Source organism: Mesorhizobium sp. Cs1299R1N3 (genome assembly GCF_037179625.1).
GTDB classification, from domain to species: Bacteria; Pseudomonadota; Alphaproteobacteria; order Rhizobiales; family Rhizobiaceae; genus Mesorhizobium; species Mesorhizobium salmacidum.
Map to the genome: position 1 here is coordinate 36,619 of NZ_JAPYKQ010000005.1, position 14,190 is coordinate 50,808.

The window sequence follows — 14,190 nt, forward strand, 5'->3', positions numbered from 1 at the left end:
GAACGTCGACGATATAGGCTCGCAACTGTTCGGCTGTCGGCTGTCGTTTTGTCACTTCATTCCTCGCCCATCTTCAGAAGGTCAAGCGCTCGCCGCACATAAGGCCCGGCCTCGTTTCGCGAAGCGATCTCCAGAGTTTCCTTCAGCGAGGCGCGGAGGGCTTCGTTCTCGCGCTCCAGCGCCGATATGCGGTCGGCATCCGAAACGTCCTCGATCTGGCCCCGTCTGATAAAGCTCGGAAGCTCTTCAGGAACCTTTGTGCAATGGTCGAAAATGACCCGGTCGGCGATCATCTGCTTTTCGTAGTGTATCCAGCGGACGCCAAGCGCCTCGATCACTTCCGAAGGGAGACGGTCTTCGCCTGCCTCGGCCGCGCCGTTGATGTCGAATATCAGTTTCAAGCGATCCTCCGTTGCATTCCTGTCGGCCCGGCGACGCCGCGATTGAGGTCAACCGCTTGGCCGGCCTGGACGCCGCGCCGGTAGTCGGCGTCAAGCGACCTCGACGGCTTAACGCGCGCGTCCCCCAACTTGATCCCGGCGGCCTCGATCGCGTCGTCGATCAGCGCATTACGTAGGACGATCAACCCGGTTCCCGTCGGTGTGGGCGGCTTCAGCGCCAGGATGCGACGGTGCAGCGCATCCGCCATCCCGTCAAGGAACGCGCCTACGCGCATTCTCCGCCTCGCCGGGTTGAGAAGGCCGGCCTCGATCATGACGCGTCTCTCGCCGTCGTGCATGGCCCTTGCGACGATCGCCATAAGATACTTCGCGACCTCGACTTCGTGATCGAAGCCGAAGAAGGTCATCCGATAGGGCCTCACGCCGGCAGGGCCGCGCCATGTGCGCGTTCCAGTCAATTCCGCGACCGCAAGCGCCGGCTTCCACAAACGCTCGCCTACGGCGTCCGCGTGCGCTTCGTCGTGGCGGCCGAAGGGGTTCTCGCGAAGCATCGCTTCGTCGAGCGTGACATTGTGCGCGGCGAGCATGTCCGCGAGCTTGCCGGCGGCGGCCACGGCTTCGTTTTCGGTACATCCGTTCTCGACCGTCATCGCGGCCAGGGCGCGGATGCGCTTGAAGAGCTTTTCGCGGTCGGTCATTTGCTCCTCTCGCACCATTCCATGCCGACGATGCGACCGTCGAAAATGATGTTCCACCATTCGTATTGGTTGCCGTCTCCAGTTCGCCAGCCACAGAATTCAGCCGTGAAGTAGAACTCTTCGACCGGAATTTCGTCATCCGGGGACGGGTACAGGTGCAAATCAACTGGCGGAATAATTTCCGCGCGATACCAACGGTTGTAGCGCCAATAGTCGGAATTCTGGCGGACCCTGGCGTATAGCGCGCGGGCGCGTTCCAAGCGATTTGTCATCTGTACATCACCAATTCCGCTGTCAGCCAAAAGCCGACGGATGCAAGGGCGAGGACTGCGAAGGCGAGGGCTAGGAGCCTCATGTCGCCCTCCGCATCTTGGCGATCGTGGCGCGCCGCTGCTTGCGGTTCGATCTGGGCGCGCTCTCGATAGGCTCCGTGAGCGGGACCTCGGCGCGCTCCGTGAAGAGATCGAGCAAGGTGGCACGGCTCTGTCGCCACTTCTCCAAGTCGATCTCTGTCGCTTCGTTGAACATCATGTAGCCGCTCATGACCAAACCGGGGCCTCGGCGAGATATCCTCGGAACGTCTCCGGCTCCGCATCCTCCCGCGCAAGCGCTCTCCGTTCGTCCCGATCCTCGCGAAGATGATCCGGGTCCGCGTCGCCGGCATGAGGCCAGCTTGCCATAGCTCGGCAAAGGTCCGGCTCTTCGCCACAACCTTCGTGAACGTCGGTCGCCTCCTTGCAACTGTCGAAGGGGCCGATCGCATCGTAGGACGTGCCGTCCGGGTCATAGTAGACGACCCACCATCCGGTGTTGTCGGGCGTCTCCAAGTCGATGATCTCTTCGATCTTCTCATAGGATTTTGCGGGCATGGGGCGCGCGTTCATTCGTCGTCTCCGGTCTTGTTCTCAATCTGGAGCGGCAAAGGCTCTCCAGATAGGGCGGCGATGCCGGCGCGATTGATGACGCCTTGCATGTAGCCGTGGATTTCCTGCTTGGCCCTGTCGACGGTCTTGGCGACGTGCCGGCCGAAGCTCTCGGCGACAAAGGGCATGTTTGCCGACATTTCCCGAACCGCCGTCTCCAGCGTCTCGCGAAGCTCGGCGGTCTTGCCCTTCGGGAGGCCCATTTCATCCATGCGCGAAAGGATGGTTTGAAGGTTCTCGATGCTGTCCTTCAGCTTCCCGTCAAGCTCTCCCGAAAACTGCTTGCTCCGGTCGATCGGGTCGGGAAGGCCGGGCATCTGCTCGCCTTGGACGTGCTTCACGGTGCAGGGCGTGCCGGAGCCGACATTGAGCGACGAAATGAACGTCGCCCACTGGCCTTCGGAAAGCTCGACTTCGATCAATTCGTTGCGGGCGTGGTGCCAGTCTTTCGAGAGATCGCGGCGAAGCTCGCTCCGCGCGATCGTAACCCGGATGGTGGCGTTGTGCTTGAAGTCCGACCCGTAGAGCGTCGCCTGTCCGGAGACGCGGTGCGCGACGATCTGGCCGAAGGCGGGATGCGTCGTATTCGAGGCATCGCCGTTCCGGTCGGCCTTCGTGACGGGTTCTTCAATGAGGCGACGTGCCATTATCTCATTTCTCCGTGGTAGGAATGGCCTGCATCTAGGCCGACGTTCGGCGATCCGTCAAGCGAGCCGACAAATTTATTTGTCAGCCGTTTCTGTACCTGGTTCCGATCGGCCGGAACGTCTGGCCGTCGCCGGGAATGAGGCTGTCGCCGCCCGGCTCGACCAGGCCAAGGCGCAAGAGCGCGTCGGCGTGATCTCTGTCGACGCGGACGCCGGTCGGATGGACAAACCAGATGAAGCCGCCTTGCTTGACCTCCGCATTACTCGCGGCGACTTCCTTGCAAAGCACCGCGCCGGCCTTCAGGCGGCCCCATAGGTCGCGTAGCGGCGCGGTGAGCTTGCTCTCGTCGGGCCTAGCCATTGGTCGCGCCCTCCGCCTGCTTTGCCCGCCACGCCGCGATATGCGGGACAAGCGTTGCCGGGTCATCGATCATTTCGACATCGGCCGCATAGGCGATCATGTCGCGGGCGATGTCCTCGTCGCTGTAGCCGTGCATTTCTCCGCCCTTGTCGAAGCTCCCGTTTTCGTTCGCCGCGTCCATATTGTTGAAGACGATCTTCCGCAACTCGCTCTCGCCGAACGCCGGCACGTCGCCGACGGCAAGGCCGACCGGCGGCCATCCCTCGCCAAGGATGCGGAGAACGATCGGCTCCCCGGCAACGATGCGCTCGATCTCTTTCGCCGTCGGCAGGAACGCGCTCGCCATGACCGGCAAGCCGTCGATCCTCTCATCGCGGATATCGATCCCGATATAGCCTTGACTGGCGCCCACGCCTTCGCGGGTCGGGTTCTTGATGTTGAAAGGGATCATGGTCCAGCTCCTACCTAAAAATTGCCCAAACCAGCCACGCGACCAGCGACCCGACGATCGCTGCCATGAAGCGGAAAAGCCCCTCGATATCATAGCCGTAGCCGTGACGGTTCTTGAACTCATGCGAGAAGACCCAAGCGAACAGGGCGGCGGTGATCATGAGCGGGATGATCCACCATGAAATGGTGATCGAGAATTGAAAGGGCGGCATTATGCGACCCTCCCGGCGATCTTCGCGGCCTTGCGGGCTCGCTTGGCCTCGGCTCGATTGATGCGACCTACCGGGTCGACCTGGGGGCGCTCGATCGTCTCTTCGAACTTGCGCCAGTAGGGTTCGACGCGGCCATTCTGTCGGCCCCGATTGCTTTGCGTTTCGATCCAGCCTTCGTCGGCATCGTAGGCGATCACGTCGTTACGTGGCACGCCGTTGAACAGAATGCCGATCGTGCGCGCGGTCGAGAAGTTCTCGCGGGTGAGCCGGTAGCGCCGGGGCGCGGCTGTCGGGCTGTCCGGGCCGCCGACAATCCCGAAGGCGTCTCGCGGCTCGACCATAAGCGGGGCCATGATGGCGATGGCCATTGCGGAGAGAAGTCCAGTTCGCATGTCAATTCCTTTCTGTGGCAGGCATCGGAAGCGGCAAGAGGTCTTGCCGGAGGTAAAGCGGATGGCCGGGGTGTCCGGCCGCTGTGAGCTTCAGGGCGAGGGGTTCGGCTCCAGCCTCGCGGATGATCCGGAGAACTGCCTCGCTGCGGTTCTGGAAAACGCCGTGCGTCCCCCAACCGCAAACGATGCGGTCGGCTTCCTTGGCTATCGAGCCGAGGGCCGCGTCGTTGTCAGGGCCGACCGGGTCCGCGTGCGAATAGAGGCCCTTGGGGTCGGTCGAGCGGAGCGCGAAGATGTTGCCAAGCACAAGGCCGCCATATCCCCATCGCTTCGCGTAGGCGATGCAGCGGCGGATGGTCGGATCATCGTTCGTTTCGTCGGCGGTGGACGGGTTTAGAAGGATGAAGGCGGCCGACAGGCCTTTCGCCCATCGCCGCGCCAGGCGGTAGCGCCAGACGCGACAAGGGGAGAATGTCGCCGGTTCGTCCTGATCAGTGAAAAGCATTGCTTGCGTCCTGCCTGTGAGGGATCACGCCGGGCTTCAGCGGCGACAAATATTGGCGCTCGACGTTGCCGAGCCCTCCGTTGATGTCCAAGATCACGGTGACAAGATTGCCGCCGTCGTCTGTCTGGACGGTGCCGGTCCAACCGCTTAGGGCGACGAAGCGGTCGCCTTTCTTGAAGGCGGTCATTTCCAGCACTCCAGATTGAAGCCGTCCTCGACCTTGCCGCGCCAATAGTCGTCGGCGTTCGCCATCTGCGAGATCGCCTTCAGGCGACCGGCGAGCACCATCGCGCCCTTGTAGGAGCCGTCGAATTCAGCGACGGCCGCGATCACTCGCTTCGACATTCCCTCGCGGCCGATCTCCTGGCCGATCTCTTTCAGCCGCTTGGCCCGCTCCAGTGCATGGAGGCTCATGGCGCAAACCTCATGCCGGTGATCGGGATAGCGCCTGCGACACCTTCCTTCGACCAGAACCAAGGGAATTCCTCGTCGAAGTCTTCGGCGTGTTCTTCGCCTTGTCTAATCCAGAAATGGCCGACGGCTCCGCCCTCGACGGATTGCTGGGCGTCGTCGCTGTCGAACCCCTGTTCCTTCAGCAAGTCGATCATCGCCTCGCGGAAGTCGTCGCCATGCATGTCGTCAAGCGACACATGCCCGGCAACGAAGATCGCCCACGGCTCGAAATCTTCGGTCGTGTAGACCGTCCATTCCCGCGCACTCATGCTGCCACCTTCATATTCCGTTCCGGACAGCAAGACCGGAACCCGTCGGCGTGCAGCTTGCGGAGGTCTTCGACCGGGTCGCCCGTCTGGCGTCCGCATCCGTCGCAAACGTGCAGGGTGGAAACGTCGGCCGGGTGCGATCGGAGGATGATGTCGCTATCTTCGCGGACGAAGGCGACATACTGGCCCGAATGAATGCCGGTCACGCGGTAGGCGGCCTTGCCGCTCACGGCGATGCGCTCCCCGAAGCCTTTCGGCGGCTCGACACGCTCAACAGTCGAGCGCTTCAGGAACTCGCGGAAGCTGCACTCATAGGCGACGGTGTACTCGCGCCAACACGCGGCGCGGGCCTTGGCCGGCGTTGCGGCCGGCTGCGGAGAGGCAGGGAAGCCGCTCACTGTGACGTGATACATTTTCAGCGTGAAGGCCATCAGGCGGCCCTCCGGAGGCGCGGCGGGACCGCTGCATAGGCTGCGCTGCCATACGGGAGATCGAGCGCCCGGAATTCGGCGCACATGGCTCGCAATAGGTCTTCCGCATGGAGGCGGAGAACACGCTCCGTCTCCGCGTTGATAACGGCGATGTCGCGCTCTTCCGCGAGCCCGGCAACGTCTTCGTTCGCGCCGTCGAGAAGGCCGACAGCGTAGCCTCTCGCGTAGAATTCGGCGTTGATGCAGGAGGGCGAGTTGACCGCCGCCCTCATCGCTGCACCATGCCCTTGCGCGGCGCGGTGCGCGTGAACGACCAGCGGTCCTTTGCCATCCAAAGGCCGCCGAAGGCGTCGACGAAGTAGAAAACCTTTACGCCGGTGCCGCGCTCGACATAGGCGACGCCGATCTTGCGCATGGGTCGGCCGCCGGTTGCGGCGTGGAAGAGCTTCGTGAGGAAGTCACGCATTAGTCGTTTCCTTGGTGGTGGGTGTAGGGGAGGGCGTTGCGCCATTTGACGGATGCGGCGCGGTCGATATTGGAGAAATCGACATCGCCCCGCTGGAACATCGTCCGCATGATGCCGATGAAATCGCCGATCTCTTTTTCGAGATCGGTCCGGTTGTGCCGGTGTCGGTTGGCGTTGTTCGGATGCGTCGAGTTGTAGCCGTGGCGCTTGATCTTGCTAACGGCGAGGATAACCTCGGCGGCTTCCTCCGCGAGCATGTCAAGGCGCTCGGCCTCTGCCGGCGTGAGGCCGTTGAATGGCTTCTCGGCGGGCATTCCGGGGCCGGCCTTCTGGCATGGCCCAAGGCGGCAACGCGGACAGGACTTCGGGACAGGTCCGCCACTCTTCAACAGGTCAAGTCTGCATTGCATTGATTTGCTCCGTGGTAGGCGATCACGCCGCTTGACGGTCGTGTTCCATGTCTTCGTTTTCCTGCCGTGCCGCCTCGCGCTTCGCTTCCTGCACCGGGCAATCGCAGAAGAATTCTTGTTCGACCGCGCACCATTGCATCGTGTCGAGGCAGTCATCGCAGTAGGGTTGGAACTTCATTTTCCGTCTCCGTGGTATGGCCTAGATTTAGGCCATACCGTGAAATCGGTCAACAATTATGTTTGTCAGGCCGCCTGCTTTTCCGGACGGCGATTTCCAGGGCGTTTCCGCTTCGGCCGCCGATGGAATTCGACATCGAGCATTGCCGCGATGTCGCGCTCCAACTCGGACAGGATGATCTTCGTCGCGAGGTCCGCGTCGGCGTAGTGGTCGGGTTCGATCGTGGTCACGCCGCTGCCCTGATCAGCGAGTATTGCGCGACGCGCTTGCCGTCGTCGCCGACCGGGATAAGGTCTGTCCCGATCATGTGGCCCTTGGCCTTCAGGTCATGGATGCGCGCGCCAAGGCGGAGGCATCCATATTCCTTCAGCGCCTCCAGGGGCGTGATCGTCCCCAAAACTTCAAGGTGTTCAAGGACCAAATCGTTCTGCGATGCGGTGCTGTTTGTCATGGTGGTTTCCCTTGCTGTGGTAGGACTTCAGGCTGCGATTGAGATCGCTTTCACGATCCGTTTTTCCATCAACTCCAGTCGACGGTTGATGCGGAGCCGGGCGTTGATACAGCGGAACACAAGGGGTTCGCCCGACTTCGGTTCTTCGATCATGCGGCGGAAGAGCTTCGCCGGCATGTGGCCCTTGGTGCGGTTGCAATGCCCGCACGCGGCGACAATGTTGTTGCGGTGATCCTTCCCGAAGGCCGCCTTCGGCTCGACATGGTCGGCCGTGGCGGTTCGGGCGGTGATCTTGTCGCGGCAATAGTCGCAAAGGCTTTCTTGGCTGGCCCTCGCGTCGTCGCGATAGGCCCGGAGGAAGGCAACGTCGAGCTTCTGTTGCTGGCGTGCCATGAAGCGCCGCGAGCGCCGGCTCATACCGGCTTAGACCCGGCTGGCGACGGCGAGGGCGGCCTCAAGGTGGCCGACGGCGCTCCAGATCAGATAGAAGGTGTAGAAGGCGGCGGCTGTTGCGATGGCGCGATAAAGCGCGGCCGGAATGATCGGCTTGGTGTGCATTTTAGGCGTTCCTGTGTGGTAGGTTGAACGCCTAAAATGCTACACGTTTATTTGTCAATTGCAACAACTTTGTTTGTCAAAACAGCAAAAGACTTGTCACGCCGCGCCAGCGTAGGGGATGACGTGGAATGTCGGCATGGGCCGGCCTTCCAAGAACTCTTGCGCCCGACGGACGGCCGGCAAACTCGACCCGGACGTGCGCGACAGGGCTTCCAGAACGGCGCGAAGGTGATCCTCCGCGCCGCCGACAAGCTGAAGCTCGCGGGTGCCGACCTTGCGGAGCCGACCGGCCTCGATCAGGAACGCGACAAGGTAGTGCGCGCTCGATCGCGACTTCAGCCCCAAATGAGCGCAAATCTCGTCATAGGTCGGCGTCCGCTTGCCGGCGCGTAGCTCCCCGGCGATGAAGTCGAGGACTTGCTCTTGCCGCCTGGTTACTCCGCTCATGCTGCCGCCTTCAGCGCTGGCGCGGAAAACCGGGCAAGCTCTTGCCGGGCGAAGCCGTCGCCGCTGGACCGCATCGGCATAAGGATGATGAATTCCTTCGCCTCGGCCGCGTTCCCGGTGAAGGTTGCGGGCGAGCCGGCGTCGTCCATCCACATCGTCACGCGCTCGCTGCGTTTCAACTGGTCGAGGGCCGTCAACACGTAAGCCGCGTTAAAGGCTATGTCGCCGCCGGCCGTAGGCGCCGACAGGTCGACGCCGTCGATGTACTCAACCCCGGAGGCGTCGAGGTTCTTCGTTCCTACGGTCGCCACGGCCTCGCCAATGGCAAACTCGATCGAGCGGCCACGTTCATTCGACGCCATCATGACGCGCTTCGTTGCTGACTCCAGGGCTTGCCGATTGAAGGTCGCCGCCTGCTTAGCTTCCGCCCTCTTTGGCACGATGCGCCGCCAGTCGGGGAAGGTGCCGTCGATCGTCTTCGTCCGGACGGTCACGCCGTCGAGTTGGAACTCGACTTTCTTCTGATCCTTGGTGACGATGATCGCCTTCGGCGTGGGGAGCTTCAGCAGGACGTTGACAGTCTGGCGCGGCAAGATGATGCCGGCTAGTGCCGTCGCGTCGAAGTCGAGCGGGAAGCATGACAGGCGATGCCCGTCGGTCGCGACAATGCCGAACTTGCCTTCCGAACCGTCGAAGAAAACGCCGTTGAGGTAATAGCGGGTTTCCTCCGTCGAAATGCTCGGCGCGGTGAAGGCGAGGGCGTCCCGGAGCTTGTCGGTGACGTTCCCGATCCTCGACACGTCGCCAGACATTTCGAGATCAGGGAAGTCCCGCGCATCGAAGGCCGGCAGGCGGTAGCGCCCGCCAGGGAAGGACAGTGTCGCGGCTCCGTCGTTGCCGACATCGACGGCGATCTCGGCGTTCTTGTCGATCAGTCGCACGACGCGCTCCAGAAAGGCGTAGGATACGCAAGCCTTGCCTTCAGCCTTGATCGCGGCGAACCCGGCGGAGATCGTGATATCGAGGTTCGTTGCCATGGCGCGCGCGCCATCGAACAGAACGGCTCCCAAGATCGGTATTGTCACTCTCGGCTCGACGACGGGCTTCAGCGTCTTCAGGGCGGCCGTGAGTAGGCCGGCGGTGGTTTCCAGATGGTACATTTTCAGTCTCCGTGGCAGGAAAAAGGATCTTCGAATTGAAGTGGCGGGTTTCCCGTTCGTCACCGCCCCCGGCTTGACCTAGGTCGAACCGGCACGCCCTTCGCCTAGCGGTCCTTGGCGTCGGGTTTCAGCTTCTATTACCGGGCTGGAGGCTCCGGTAAGGTGCCGCGCTAAGGTCTAAATTTAGGCCGCGATCTTCGTTGGCTCGGGCAGGATGAAGAACGCGGTTCCGCCGGCCATTTCCGACGCTACTGTAAGGGCGTCGGAACCGAAGAAAGCGATTTCATCGGCGGAGAATTTCTTGCGGAGGTCGGCCGCCGTGCATTCGCCCTTGCGGTGCGTGTGGTCGATGACCTCCAGCGCCATCTTGCGGATGCTCTCGACGTGATACTTCGACCGCTCTTCCGCCCATTTTGCGTTTAGCTGTTCGAAGGCGCTTTCGAACGTCTCGCAGCGCTCCGCGTAGATGGCTCCGCCGCTTAGAATTCCAAGCGGATAGACGACGCCGCGAACTAAGCCGTGGTCGCTGGTCATCGATATCGAGATATAGGCAGACGGGCCGACAATCGCCTTCAGGCGCTCGATTGCGTTGTTGATCTGTGAGGGGTTCATGCTCGTTTCTCCGGTTGTGGTAGGGGTTGAAGTTTAGAGGTAGAGGTCGACAGCCTTGCGGCCGTCGAGGGCGGCAGATTGAACGTCATTGCCTTCGATGATGGACTTCAGCATTGCGATCCGCGCCGCGTCGAAGGCGTCGCTAAGGTCGACTCGATCGATGATCTTGGAGGAAAGCTCTCCGGCGATTTGCTCCCAGGCCGCGCCGGCTTCGTGCGACATTCCAGGCGTTCTTGCGCAGACGCGTTCGGCCGCCTTGACGATGGATTTTTTCGAGGGGTTCACCAAAAGCTCCTTCCGTCCGCATAGACGCGCAGCGTGATCGTGTTGACGTTGGTCCCGACGGTCGAGAATGAGTTGCGAGGGTTGTCGCTCCAGCGGGCATTCATCTTGCCCATGAGGTCGCGGAACGCCTTGGCCTTGCGCGTCTCGGCGAACTCCGTATGCGCGGACATGATCGCGATCAGGAAGCCGTCGGGGCGGAGGAATTTCAGGGCGTGCATGACGTGGTCAATGTCGCGCTCGCGATCGAAAGGCGGGTTCATGATGACCCGGTCAAAGCTCCCGGCCGCCTCCGGCTTGATGTCGAGGAAGTCAGCGGCATAGGTGTTGAAGCCATCGGCGCGAAGCTGCATCGCTAGGTCGCGTTGATACTCGACGCAAACCACGTTGGCATCGGCCTTGCGCGCCCGGCGAGCAAGCTGCCCGGTGCCGGCGGAGGGCTCCAGGACGCGGAGCGGCCGGCCGGGGCTGTAGAGCCTTGCATCGTCGACTGTGCGGTCGGCGAGGGTGTCCGGGGTAGGGAAGAACCCGAAGTTCTTCGCCAGCGACCGCTTCGGCTCATGAAGGCCACCGTCGTCGTTGTCGTGCTTGCGCTCTTCGGGGATGACCTCGCCGTAATACTCGCCGATCATGCGGTTTGCGATGGTGACAAGATCATCCCGCTTAAACCAAAGATGCGCGTTGCCGTTCTGGAAAATCCGGATGCGGAAAAACTCGCCCTCAATCACGACGGGCAGGGTCTTCAATTCCCCGCGACCGCGCGCCGCGTCGATCTCGCCGACGATGCCGGCATATTGAGAAACGCCCTTGCGGCCGTCGAGGATAAGGAAGGTCCGTTCGATGTCTTGGAACTTGTCGCGGTGGTTGCGGTGATAGTTCCAATGTCCGTTGCCGATCGTGCCGTCGAAGGCGCTCGAAAGGATGATGCGCGCGCCGATCTTCCACCCGGTATGCGAGCGGAACCGGCGATCGAGATTTGAGAAGACCTCCGCAATGCCGCGCCGGAAAATCATCCCGGCTTCAGACGCGAACTTCTCCAGCGTCGAGGCGGCCGTTTCTTCAGTGAAGGGCGGCGGCGACGCGCGAAGCTCGGCGCGGAGTTCATCCTTCGCCTTTTTGTCCATAAGGCGCTCAAGGTCGGTGGTCTTGACGATCGAGGTCCAGCAATCGGCGTCGACCATCTGGCGGGCGATCGTCATGAACTGGTCGCGCTTGGCGACCTCATAACTCCCGAAGACCGCCTTGCGCTGGTCTTGGGTCATGAACATGCCATCCGCCGCCGGGGCGGCCTTGCGCAGCGTTTCGCCGGCCGCGCGAAGCATATCGTTTGCGGCCATGATCATATCGTGAGCCTGCCCGTATTGGTCGAAGGCCTGGTTCCGGAAAGCCTCGATTTCGGCGAGGCTCGCGCGGGTCGCGAGTGCAGCGGTCATGCTTGGAAGTCTCCGTGGTAGGGCTTGAACAATCTTCGAACTTGAACAGAAAGTCAACAACTAAAGTTGTCAAACCGCGACCGCGTCTTCTCCCTCGCGAATGATTGCCATCGTTTCGCTATCGACCTCGTCTTCCGTCATCCCGTCAAACAGCATCGCATAGGGATATCTGTTCAAAAGGTTCCATTGAGTTTCCTGCCAATCCAGATCGCATTCAGCGGCGGTCTTTGCGTAATCGACCGCGTACCTCCGCGTCAGCGCTTTGTCGGTCAAAGCCGGGCCACGGCCGGCAGATGGGGTTGTCCATGCCATTGTTTTCGTCCTTTATTTTGGATTGTCGTTGACGATCAGTAATTTACGCCCTTGCGCCACGGCCCGGTGTCCGGGTTCCAGTAGGAGGCGCGGCTCTTGCGGTCGCGGTCGGTAATCTTGGTGTGATACCAGCGGCCCTTTTCGTCCTTCGCGATAACCGACGGGCCACCGTCCTTCAGCGGGGCTGTCGCCCAGGCGCGATCGTCGTCGCTCATGTAGTTGTCTGCGACCCTGAAGCCGCTGCAAATCAGGCTCCGGTTATCCATGTTCGCGACGTGCTGCATTTGCGTTCTCCGTTCTTGGTGGCCTAGATTTAGGCCGGCAAAAACAGAACGTCAAGCCGTGAACGACAAAATATTTTGTCAGGATCAGAGTTCGCGGAGGAGGCCGGGGAACTTTTCGCGAAGCCGAGCTTGGACGGCCGCCCGCTGCTCGGCACTAACCACCGGGGCCGCCTCGACCTTGGGTTTCGGCGCGGCCTCCAGCTTGCGCTTATGGTCTTCGTACCGATCCCGAGCTACCAGCCGTCGGGCCTCGGCGCATAGCTCGGCGGTCGACGGGCAGAAGCGCCTGTTCTGGCCCTCGACTTCACCGCGCATGAAGCGCTTCACCGCCTCGGATAGATGTCTGATCGGCAGATCGGCAGTGGCGGCGATGAACGCTTTCCCCCGATCGAGGCCGGCGCTATTCCCCTGGTCTGGGAAGCTGTCGAAGAGGGTCGCCAGAATGCCCGCTCTCGATTTGAATTCCGTTGTGTCCATCGAAAAGTTCTCCTAGTTCGCGAAGAGCGTCGCCGGTCGATTTTCGGGCTTGGGTGCGTCGAGACGAGTTGTGGTTTTCGACCCATTCCGGCTTGAAGCCCTGCCAGCCGTTCACAACCATCAAGTCGGCCGCCATGTTCGGATCGGCGCATTGAGAGAATTGTCCGGCCAATAATTTCGCGGCGCGAGACGTGAGCGGAGCGCGGCGGGCCTGCCTGTGCTTCAGAACGGCGTCGGCAATCTCCGGACGAAGGACCGTCTCAAGCCATTCCCGTGGCGTGAGCTCTTTCGGCGTCCTCTTTGAAGAACCGTAAGGTTCTTCTCTATCCTCTATCTTCTCAAGTCGCGCGCCCGTGTCTTCTGGCAAACCGGCTGGCAAATTGTTAGCACTTGCCACGGCTGCATTCTTATTTTTCAATGACTTAGCCTCGCCGCCCTTTGCTCCAGCGGATGCCCTCAACTCGGATCGAGCGACAACTTTTTGGAGTTCTTCGGTGAGCCGTCGATTGGTGATGACGCCGCCTTCCACGTTCATGTAAGCCATGATTTCCGGGCGGATTGCGCGCCACTTTTTAAGCGACAAACGAGACGCTCGGGCGAGCTTGGTGTCGTCATCTGGCAGGCTTCCTCCGGCGTTCCACATCGTCAACAGGAGCAGGAGGTATGAGCCGCTTTGCTCGCAATTGAGCATGTTGGTGTCACCAAGGAACTGCGACACATATAGCTGCATGAACGGCCGTTCGCTCATGCTTGTATTCCCATAGCGTCGTCAAGGTTGTGCAGTTCGCCAATCCAAAGCCCCTCTTCGATCTCATCCTTATCCGGATAGTCATCAAGCGATGCGATGGCGTCATTCAGTCCGCAGCCGGCTTGCATCACTCGCAGCCTTCCGCCCTCGTACCTCGCTGCAAGAACCCGGATAACTTCGACGCACAGCATGAAGAGGGACCGGCGATGGCCCATGGAAAACCATTCGCCGCGAATGCGCTCATGCCTGAAGCGACGGTGGAAGCGACACTCGATTTCGCGCGCCAGTTCGCGCGTCGGAAAACTGAACGTGAAATGAACCTCAATAGGCTCCGGGTTATGGCATTGGATTTGAGCGAGCCTCTTCGGAACGTCGCCCGCGATCCCAACCTTCACTGCGTGGCCGTATTGGGCGTGCGGGTAGCCAATGAGGTAGACGCAACACGTCTGTTCGTGTGGGAGCATGTGGGGGTTCTTTTTCCGTGGCAGGAGCGCCCCCATAGCCGCGCCGGGGCGAATGCGCAATTCACTTTTGACAAAATCGATTGTCAAAACGACAACCAATGACCTTCCCAAAAACAAACTAGCCTGTTAGGATGACCAAAATTTTTGCTAAATCAACAAAAATTGT

General features: G+C 61.2%; 33 protein-coding genes. All 33 read right to left on the reverse strand.

Annotated elements, in window-relative coordinates:
* Positions 1-56 precede the first annotated feature (56 nt).
* A complete protein-coding gene (locus tag O7B34_RS13320; protein WP_337146473.1) occupies positions 57-401 on the reverse strand; it encodes a hypothetical protein in 345 nt (114 codons plus the stop codon).
* A complete protein-coding gene (locus O7B34_RS13325) occupies positions 398-1,099 on the reverse strand; it encodes a DUF2786 domain-containing protein (protein WP_337146474.1) in 702 nt (233 codons plus the stop codon). Before O7B34_RS13325 ends, O7B34_RS13320 begins: the two co-directional genes overlap by 4 nt.
* On the reverse strand, positions 1,096-1,371 hold the full coding sequence (locus O7B34_RS13330; protein ID WP_337146475.1) for a hypothetical protein: 276 nt from the start codon (positions 1,369-1,371) through the stop codon (positions 1,096-1,098). The genes O7B34_RS13325 and O7B34_RS13330 overlap by 4 nt, the downstream gene beginning before the upstream one ends.
* Positions 1,372-1,450: 79 nt before the next feature.
* Positions 1,451-1,642: a hypothetical protein gene (locus O7B34_RS13335; protein WP_337146476.1), complete on the reverse strand. Its 192-nt coding sequence runs from the start codon at positions 1,640-1,642 to the stop codon at positions 1,451-1,453.
* Entirely contained in the window at positions 1,639-1,983 is a 345-nt protein-coding gene (locus O7B34_RS13340; protein WP_337146477.1) for a hypothetical protein, read from the reverse strand. The genes O7B34_RS13335 and O7B34_RS13340 overlap by 4 nt, the downstream gene beginning before the upstream one ends.
* On the reverse strand, positions 1,980-2,669 hold the full coding sequence (locus O7B34_RS13345; RefSeq protein ID WP_337146478.1) for a hypothetical protein: 690 nt from the start codon (positions 2,667-2,669) through the stop codon (positions 1,980-1,982). The genes O7B34_RS13340 and O7B34_RS13345 overlap by 4 nt, the downstream gene beginning before the upstream one ends.
* Before the next feature lie 82 nt (positions 2,670-2,751).
* Positions 2,752-3,030 carry a hypothetical protein gene (locus tag O7B34_RS13350; RefSeq protein ID WP_337146479.1) on the reverse strand — a complete coding sequence of 93 codons (279 nt, stop codon included), beginning with the start codon at positions 3,028-3,030 and terminating at the stop codon, positions 2,752-2,754.
* The gene (locus O7B34_RS13355) at positions 3,023-3,481 is read right to left on the reverse strand and encodes a hypothetical protein (protein ID WP_337146480.1); all 459 of its coding nucleotides are present in this window, start codon (positions 3,479-3,481) and stop codon (positions 3,023-3,025) included. Before O7B34_RS13355 ends, O7B34_RS13350 begins: the two co-directional genes overlap by 8 nt.
* Before the next feature lie 10 nt (positions 3,482-3,491).
* On the reverse strand, positions 3,492-3,692 hold the full coding sequence (locus tag O7B34_RS13360) for a hypothetical protein (protein ID WP_337146481.1): 201 nt from the start codon (positions 3,690-3,692) through the stop codon (positions 3,492-3,494).
* On the reverse strand, positions 3,692-4,060 hold the full coding sequence (locus tag O7B34_RS13365) for a hypothetical protein (RefSeq protein WP_337146482.1): 369 nt from the start codon (positions 4,058-4,060) through the stop codon (positions 3,692-3,694). Before O7B34_RS13365 ends, O7B34_RS13360 begins: the two co-directional genes overlap by 1 nt.
* Positions 4,061-4,085: 25 nt before the next feature.
* Positions 4,086-4,589: a DUF1643 domain-containing protein gene (locus O7B34_RS13370; protein WP_337146483.1), complete on the reverse strand. Its 504-nt coding sequence runs from the start codon at positions 4,587-4,589 to the stop codon at positions 4,086-4,088.
* Positions 4,576-4,776, reverse strand: a complete 201-nt coding sequence (locus O7B34_RS13375) for a hypothetical protein (RefSeq protein WP_337146484.1) — start codon at positions 4,774-4,776, stop codon at positions 4,576-4,578. The genes O7B34_RS13370 and O7B34_RS13375 overlap by 14 nt, the downstream gene beginning before the upstream one ends.
* A complete protein-coding gene (locus tag O7B34_RS13380) occupies positions 4,773-5,003 on the reverse strand; it encodes a hypothetical protein (protein WP_337146485.1) in 231 nt (76 codons plus the stop codon). The genes O7B34_RS13375 and O7B34_RS13380 overlap by 4 nt, the downstream gene beginning before the upstream one ends.
* Positions 5,000-5,311: a hypothetical protein gene (locus tag O7B34_RS13385; RefSeq protein ID WP_337146486.1), complete on the reverse strand. Its 312-nt coding sequence runs from the start codon at positions 5,309-5,311 to the stop codon at positions 5,000-5,002. The genes O7B34_RS13380 and O7B34_RS13385 overlap by 4 nt, the downstream gene beginning before the upstream one ends.
* Positions 5,308-5,742 (reverse strand): hypothetical protein, encoded by a 435-nt coding sequence (locus O7B34_RS13390; protein WP_337146487.1) that lies wholly within the window; start codon positions 5,740-5,742, stop codon positions 5,308-5,310. Before O7B34_RS13390 ends, O7B34_RS13385 begins: the two co-directional genes overlap by 4 nt.
* Positions 5,742-6,014 carry a hypothetical protein gene (locus tag O7B34_RS13395; RefSeq protein ID WP_337146488.1) on the reverse strand — a complete coding sequence of 91 codons (273 nt, stop codon included), beginning with the start codon at positions 6,012-6,014 and terminating at the stop codon, positions 5,742-5,744. Before O7B34_RS13395 ends, O7B34_RS13390 begins: the two co-directional genes overlap by 1 nt.
* Complete coding sequence (locus O7B34_RS13400) at positions 6,011-6,208, reverse strand: hypothetical protein (RefSeq protein WP_337146489.1); 198 nt, start codon at positions 6,206-6,208, stop codon at positions 6,011-6,013. Before O7B34_RS13400 ends, O7B34_RS13395 begins: the two co-directional genes overlap by 4 nt.
* A complete protein-coding gene (locus O7B34_RS13405) occupies positions 6,208-6,522 on the reverse strand; it encodes a hypothetical protein (protein WP_337146490.1) in 315 nt (104 codons plus the stop codon). The genes O7B34_RS13400 and O7B34_RS13405 overlap by 1 nt, the downstream gene beginning before the upstream one ends.
* Positions 6,523-6,640: 118 nt before the next feature.
* Positions 6,641-6,796, reverse strand: a complete 156-nt coding sequence (locus O7B34_RS13410; protein WP_337146491.1) for a hypothetical protein — start codon at positions 6,794-6,796, stop codon at positions 6,641-6,643.
* 65 nt (positions 6,797-6,861) lie between these two features.
* Positions 6,862-7,026: a hypothetical protein gene (locus O7B34_RS13415; protein ID WP_337146492.1), complete on the reverse strand. Its 165-nt coding sequence runs from the start codon at positions 7,024-7,026 to the stop codon at positions 6,862-6,864.
* Entirely contained in the window at positions 7,023-7,247 is a 225-nt protein-coding gene (locus O7B34_RS13420; protein WP_337146493.1) for a helix-turn-helix domain-containing protein, read from the reverse strand. Before O7B34_RS13420 ends, O7B34_RS13415 begins: the two co-directional genes overlap by 4 nt.
* Positions 7,248-7,274: 27 nt before the next feature.
* On the reverse strand, positions 7,275-7,640 hold the full coding sequence (locus O7B34_RS13425) for an HNH endonuclease (RefSeq protein WP_337146494.1): 366 nt from the start codon (positions 7,638-7,640) through the stop codon (positions 7,275-7,277).
* 30 nt (positions 7,641-7,670) lie between these two features.
* Positions 7,671-7,805, reverse strand: a complete 135-nt coding sequence (locus O7B34_RS13430) for a hypothetical protein (RefSeq protein WP_337146495.1) — start codon at positions 7,803-7,805, stop codon at positions 7,671-7,673.
* 96 nt (positions 7,806-7,901) lie between these two features.
* Positions 7,902-8,252 (reverse strand): LexA family protein, encoded by a 351-nt coding sequence (locus tag O7B34_RS13435; RefSeq protein WP_337146496.1) that lies wholly within the window; start codon positions 8,250-8,252, stop codon positions 7,902-7,904.
* Positions 8,249-9,412 (reverse strand): DNA polymerase III subunit beta, encoded by a 1,164-nt coding sequence (gene dnaN / locus O7B34_RS13440; protein WP_337146497.1) that lies wholly within the window; start codon positions 9,410-9,412, stop codon positions 8,249-8,251. The genes O7B34_RS13435 and dnaN overlap by 4 nt, the downstream gene beginning before the upstream one ends.
* Positions 9,413-9,595: 183 nt before the next feature.
* Positions 9,596-10,024, reverse strand: a complete 429-nt coding sequence (locus O7B34_RS13445; protein WP_337146498.1) for a hypothetical protein — start codon at positions 10,022-10,024, stop codon at positions 9,596-9,598.
* Positions 10,025-10,057: 33 nt separating this feature from the next.
* Entirely contained in the window at positions 10,058-10,309 is a 252-nt protein-coding gene (locus O7B34_RS13450; RefSeq protein WP_337146499.1) for a hypothetical protein, read from the reverse strand.
* The gene (locus O7B34_RS13455; protein ID WP_337146500.1) at positions 10,306-11,739 is read right to left on the reverse strand and encodes a DUF4942 domain-containing protein; all 1,434 of its coding nucleotides are present in this window, start codon (positions 11,737-11,739) and stop codon (positions 10,306-10,308) included. The genes O7B34_RS13450 and O7B34_RS13455 overlap by 4 nt, the downstream gene beginning before the upstream one ends.
* A 69-nt stretch (positions 11,740-11,808) precedes the next feature.
* Positions 11,809-12,051: a hypothetical protein gene (locus tag O7B34_RS13460; protein ID WP_337146501.1), complete on the reverse strand. Its 243-nt coding sequence runs from the start codon at positions 12,049-12,051 to the stop codon at positions 11,809-11,811.
* A 35-nt stretch (positions 12,052-12,086) separates the two neighbouring features.
* Positions 12,087-12,335, reverse strand: a complete 249-nt coding sequence (locus tag O7B34_RS13465) for a hypothetical protein (RefSeq protein ID WP_337146502.1) — start codon at positions 12,333-12,335, stop codon at positions 12,087-12,089.
* An 84-nt stretch (positions 12,336-12,419) separates the two neighbouring features.
* Positions 12,420-12,812: a hypothetical protein gene (locus O7B34_RS13470; RefSeq protein ID WP_337146503.1), complete on the reverse strand. Its 393-nt coding sequence runs from the start codon at positions 12,810-12,812 to the stop codon at positions 12,420-12,422.
* On the reverse strand, positions 12,736-13,560 hold the full coding sequence (locus tag O7B34_RS13475) for a YdaU family protein (RefSeq protein WP_337146504.1): 825 nt from the start codon (positions 13,558-13,560) through the stop codon (positions 12,736-12,738). The genes O7B34_RS13470 and O7B34_RS13475 overlap by 77 nt, the downstream gene beginning before the upstream one ends.
* Complete coding sequence (locus O7B34_RS13480; protein WP_337146505.1) at positions 13,557-14,123, reverse strand: GIY-YIG nuclease family protein; 567 nt, start codon at positions 14,121-14,123, stop codon at positions 13,557-13,559. The genes O7B34_RS13475 and O7B34_RS13480 overlap by 4 nt, the downstream gene beginning before the upstream one ends.
* Positions 14,124-14,190 lie beyond the last annotated feature (67 nt).

Coding starts and splice junctions, on each gene's coding strand:
- O7B34_RS13430 (WP_337146495.1), bottom strand. CDS start 7,805: ATGCACACCAAGCCGATCATTCCGGCCGCGCTTTATCGCGCCATCGCA.
- O7B34_RS13345 (WP_337146478.1), bottom strand. CDS start 2,669: ATGGCACGTCGCCTCATTGAAGAACCCGTCACGAAGGCCGACCGGAAC.
- O7B34_RS13445 (WP_337146498.1), bottom strand. CDS start 10,024: ATGAACCCCTCACAGATCAACAACGCAATCGAGCGCCTGAAGGCGATT.
- O7B34_RS13355 (WP_337146480.1), bottom strand. CDS start 3,481: ATGATCCCTTTCAACATCAAGAACCCGACCCGCGAAGGCGTGGGCGCC.
- O7B34_RS13400 (WP_337146489.1), bottom strand. CDS start 6,208: ATGCGTGACTTCCTCACGAAGCTCTTCCACGCCGCAACCGGCGGCCGA.
- O7B34_RS13340 (WP_337146477.1), bottom strand. CDS start 1,983: ATGAACGCGCGCCCCATGCCCGCAAAATCCTATGAGAAGATCGAAGAG.
- O7B34_RS13365 (WP_337146482.1), bottom strand. CDS start 4,060: ATGGCCATCGCCATCATGGCCCCGCTTATGGTCGAGCCGCGAGACGCC.
- dnaN (WP_337146497.1), bottom strand. CDS start 9,412: ATGTACCATCTGGAAACCACCGCCGGCCTACTCACGGCCGCCCTGAAG.
- O7B34_RS13460 (WP_337146501.1), bottom strand. CDS start 12,051: ATGGCATGGACAACCCCATCTGCCGGCCGTGGCCCGGCTTTGACCGAC.
- O7B34_RS13410 (WP_337146491.1), bottom strand. CDS start 6,796: ATGAAGTTCCAACCCTACTGCGATGACTGCCTCGACACGATGCAATGG.
- O7B34_RS13380 (WP_337146485.1), bottom strand. CDS start 5,003: ATGAGCCTCCATGCACTGGAGCGGGCCAAGCGGCTGAAAGAGATCGGC.
- O7B34_RS13330 (WP_337146475.1), bottom strand. CDS start 1,371: ATGACAAATCGCTTGGAACGCGCCCGCGCGCTATACGCCAGGGTCCGC.
- O7B34_RS13335 (WP_337146476.1), bottom strand. CDS start 1,642: ATGAGCGGCTACATGATGTTCAACGAAGCGACAGAGATCGACTTGGAG.
- O7B34_RS13350 (WP_337146479.1), bottom strand. CDS start 3,030: ATGGCTAGGCCCGACGAGAGCAAGCTCACCGCGCCGCTACGCGACCTA.
- O7B34_RS13390 (WP_337146487.1), bottom strand. CDS start 5,742: ATGGCCTTCACGCTGAAAATGTATCACGTCACAGTGAGCGGCTTCCCT.
- O7B34_RS13420 (WP_337146493.1), bottom strand. CDS start 7,247: ATGACAAACAGCACCGCATCGCAGAACGATTTGGTCCTTGAACACCTT.
- O7B34_RS13465 (WP_337146502.1), bottom strand. CDS start 12,335: ATGCAGCACGTCGCGAACATGGATAACCGGAGCCTGATTTGCAGCGGC.
- O7B34_RS13455 (WP_337146500.1), bottom strand. CDS start 11,739: ATGACCGCTGCACTCGCGACCCGCGCGAGCCTCGCCGAAATCGAGGCT.
- O7B34_RS13325 (WP_337146474.1), bottom strand. CDS start 1,099: ATGACCGACCGCGAAAAGCTCTTCAAGCGCATCCGCGCCCTGGCCGCG.
- O7B34_RS13435 (WP_337146496.1), bottom strand. CDS start 8,252: ATGAGCGGAGTAACCAGGCGGCAAGAGCAAGTCCTCGACTTCATCGCC.
- O7B34_RS13375 (WP_337146484.1), bottom strand. CDS start 4,776: ATGACCGCCTTCAAGAAAGGCGACCGCTTCGTCGCCCTAAGCGGTTGG.
- O7B34_RS13385 (WP_337146486.1), bottom strand. CDS start 5,311: ATGAGTGCGCGGGAATGGACGGTCTACACGACCGAAGATTTCGAGCCG.
- O7B34_RS13425 (WP_337146494.1), bottom strand. CDS start 7,640: ATGGCACGCCAGCAACAGAAGCTCGACGTTGCCTTCCTCCGGGCCTAT.
- O7B34_RS13360 (WP_337146481.1), bottom strand. CDS start 3,692: ATGCCGCCCTTTCAATTCTCGATCACCATTTCATGGTGGATCATCCCG.
- O7B34_RS13475 (WP_337146504.1), bottom strand. CDS start 13,560: ATGAGCGAACGGCCGTTCATGCAGCTATATGTGTCGCAGTTCCTTGGT.
- O7B34_RS13370 (WP_337146483.1), bottom strand. CDS start 4,589: ATGCTTTTCACTGATCAGGACGAACCGGCGACATTCTCCCCTTGTCGC.
- O7B34_RS13470 (WP_337146503.1), bottom strand. CDS start 12,812: ATGGACACAACGGAATTCAAATCGAGAGCGGGCATTCTGGCGACCCTC.
- O7B34_RS13395 (WP_337146488.1), bottom strand. CDS start 6,014: ATGAGGGCGGCGGTCAACTCGCCCTCCTGCATCAACGCCGAATTCTAC.
- O7B34_RS13405 (WP_337146490.1), bottom strand. CDS start 6,522: ATGCCCGCCGAGAAGCCATTCAACGGCCTCACGCCGGCAGAGGCCGAG.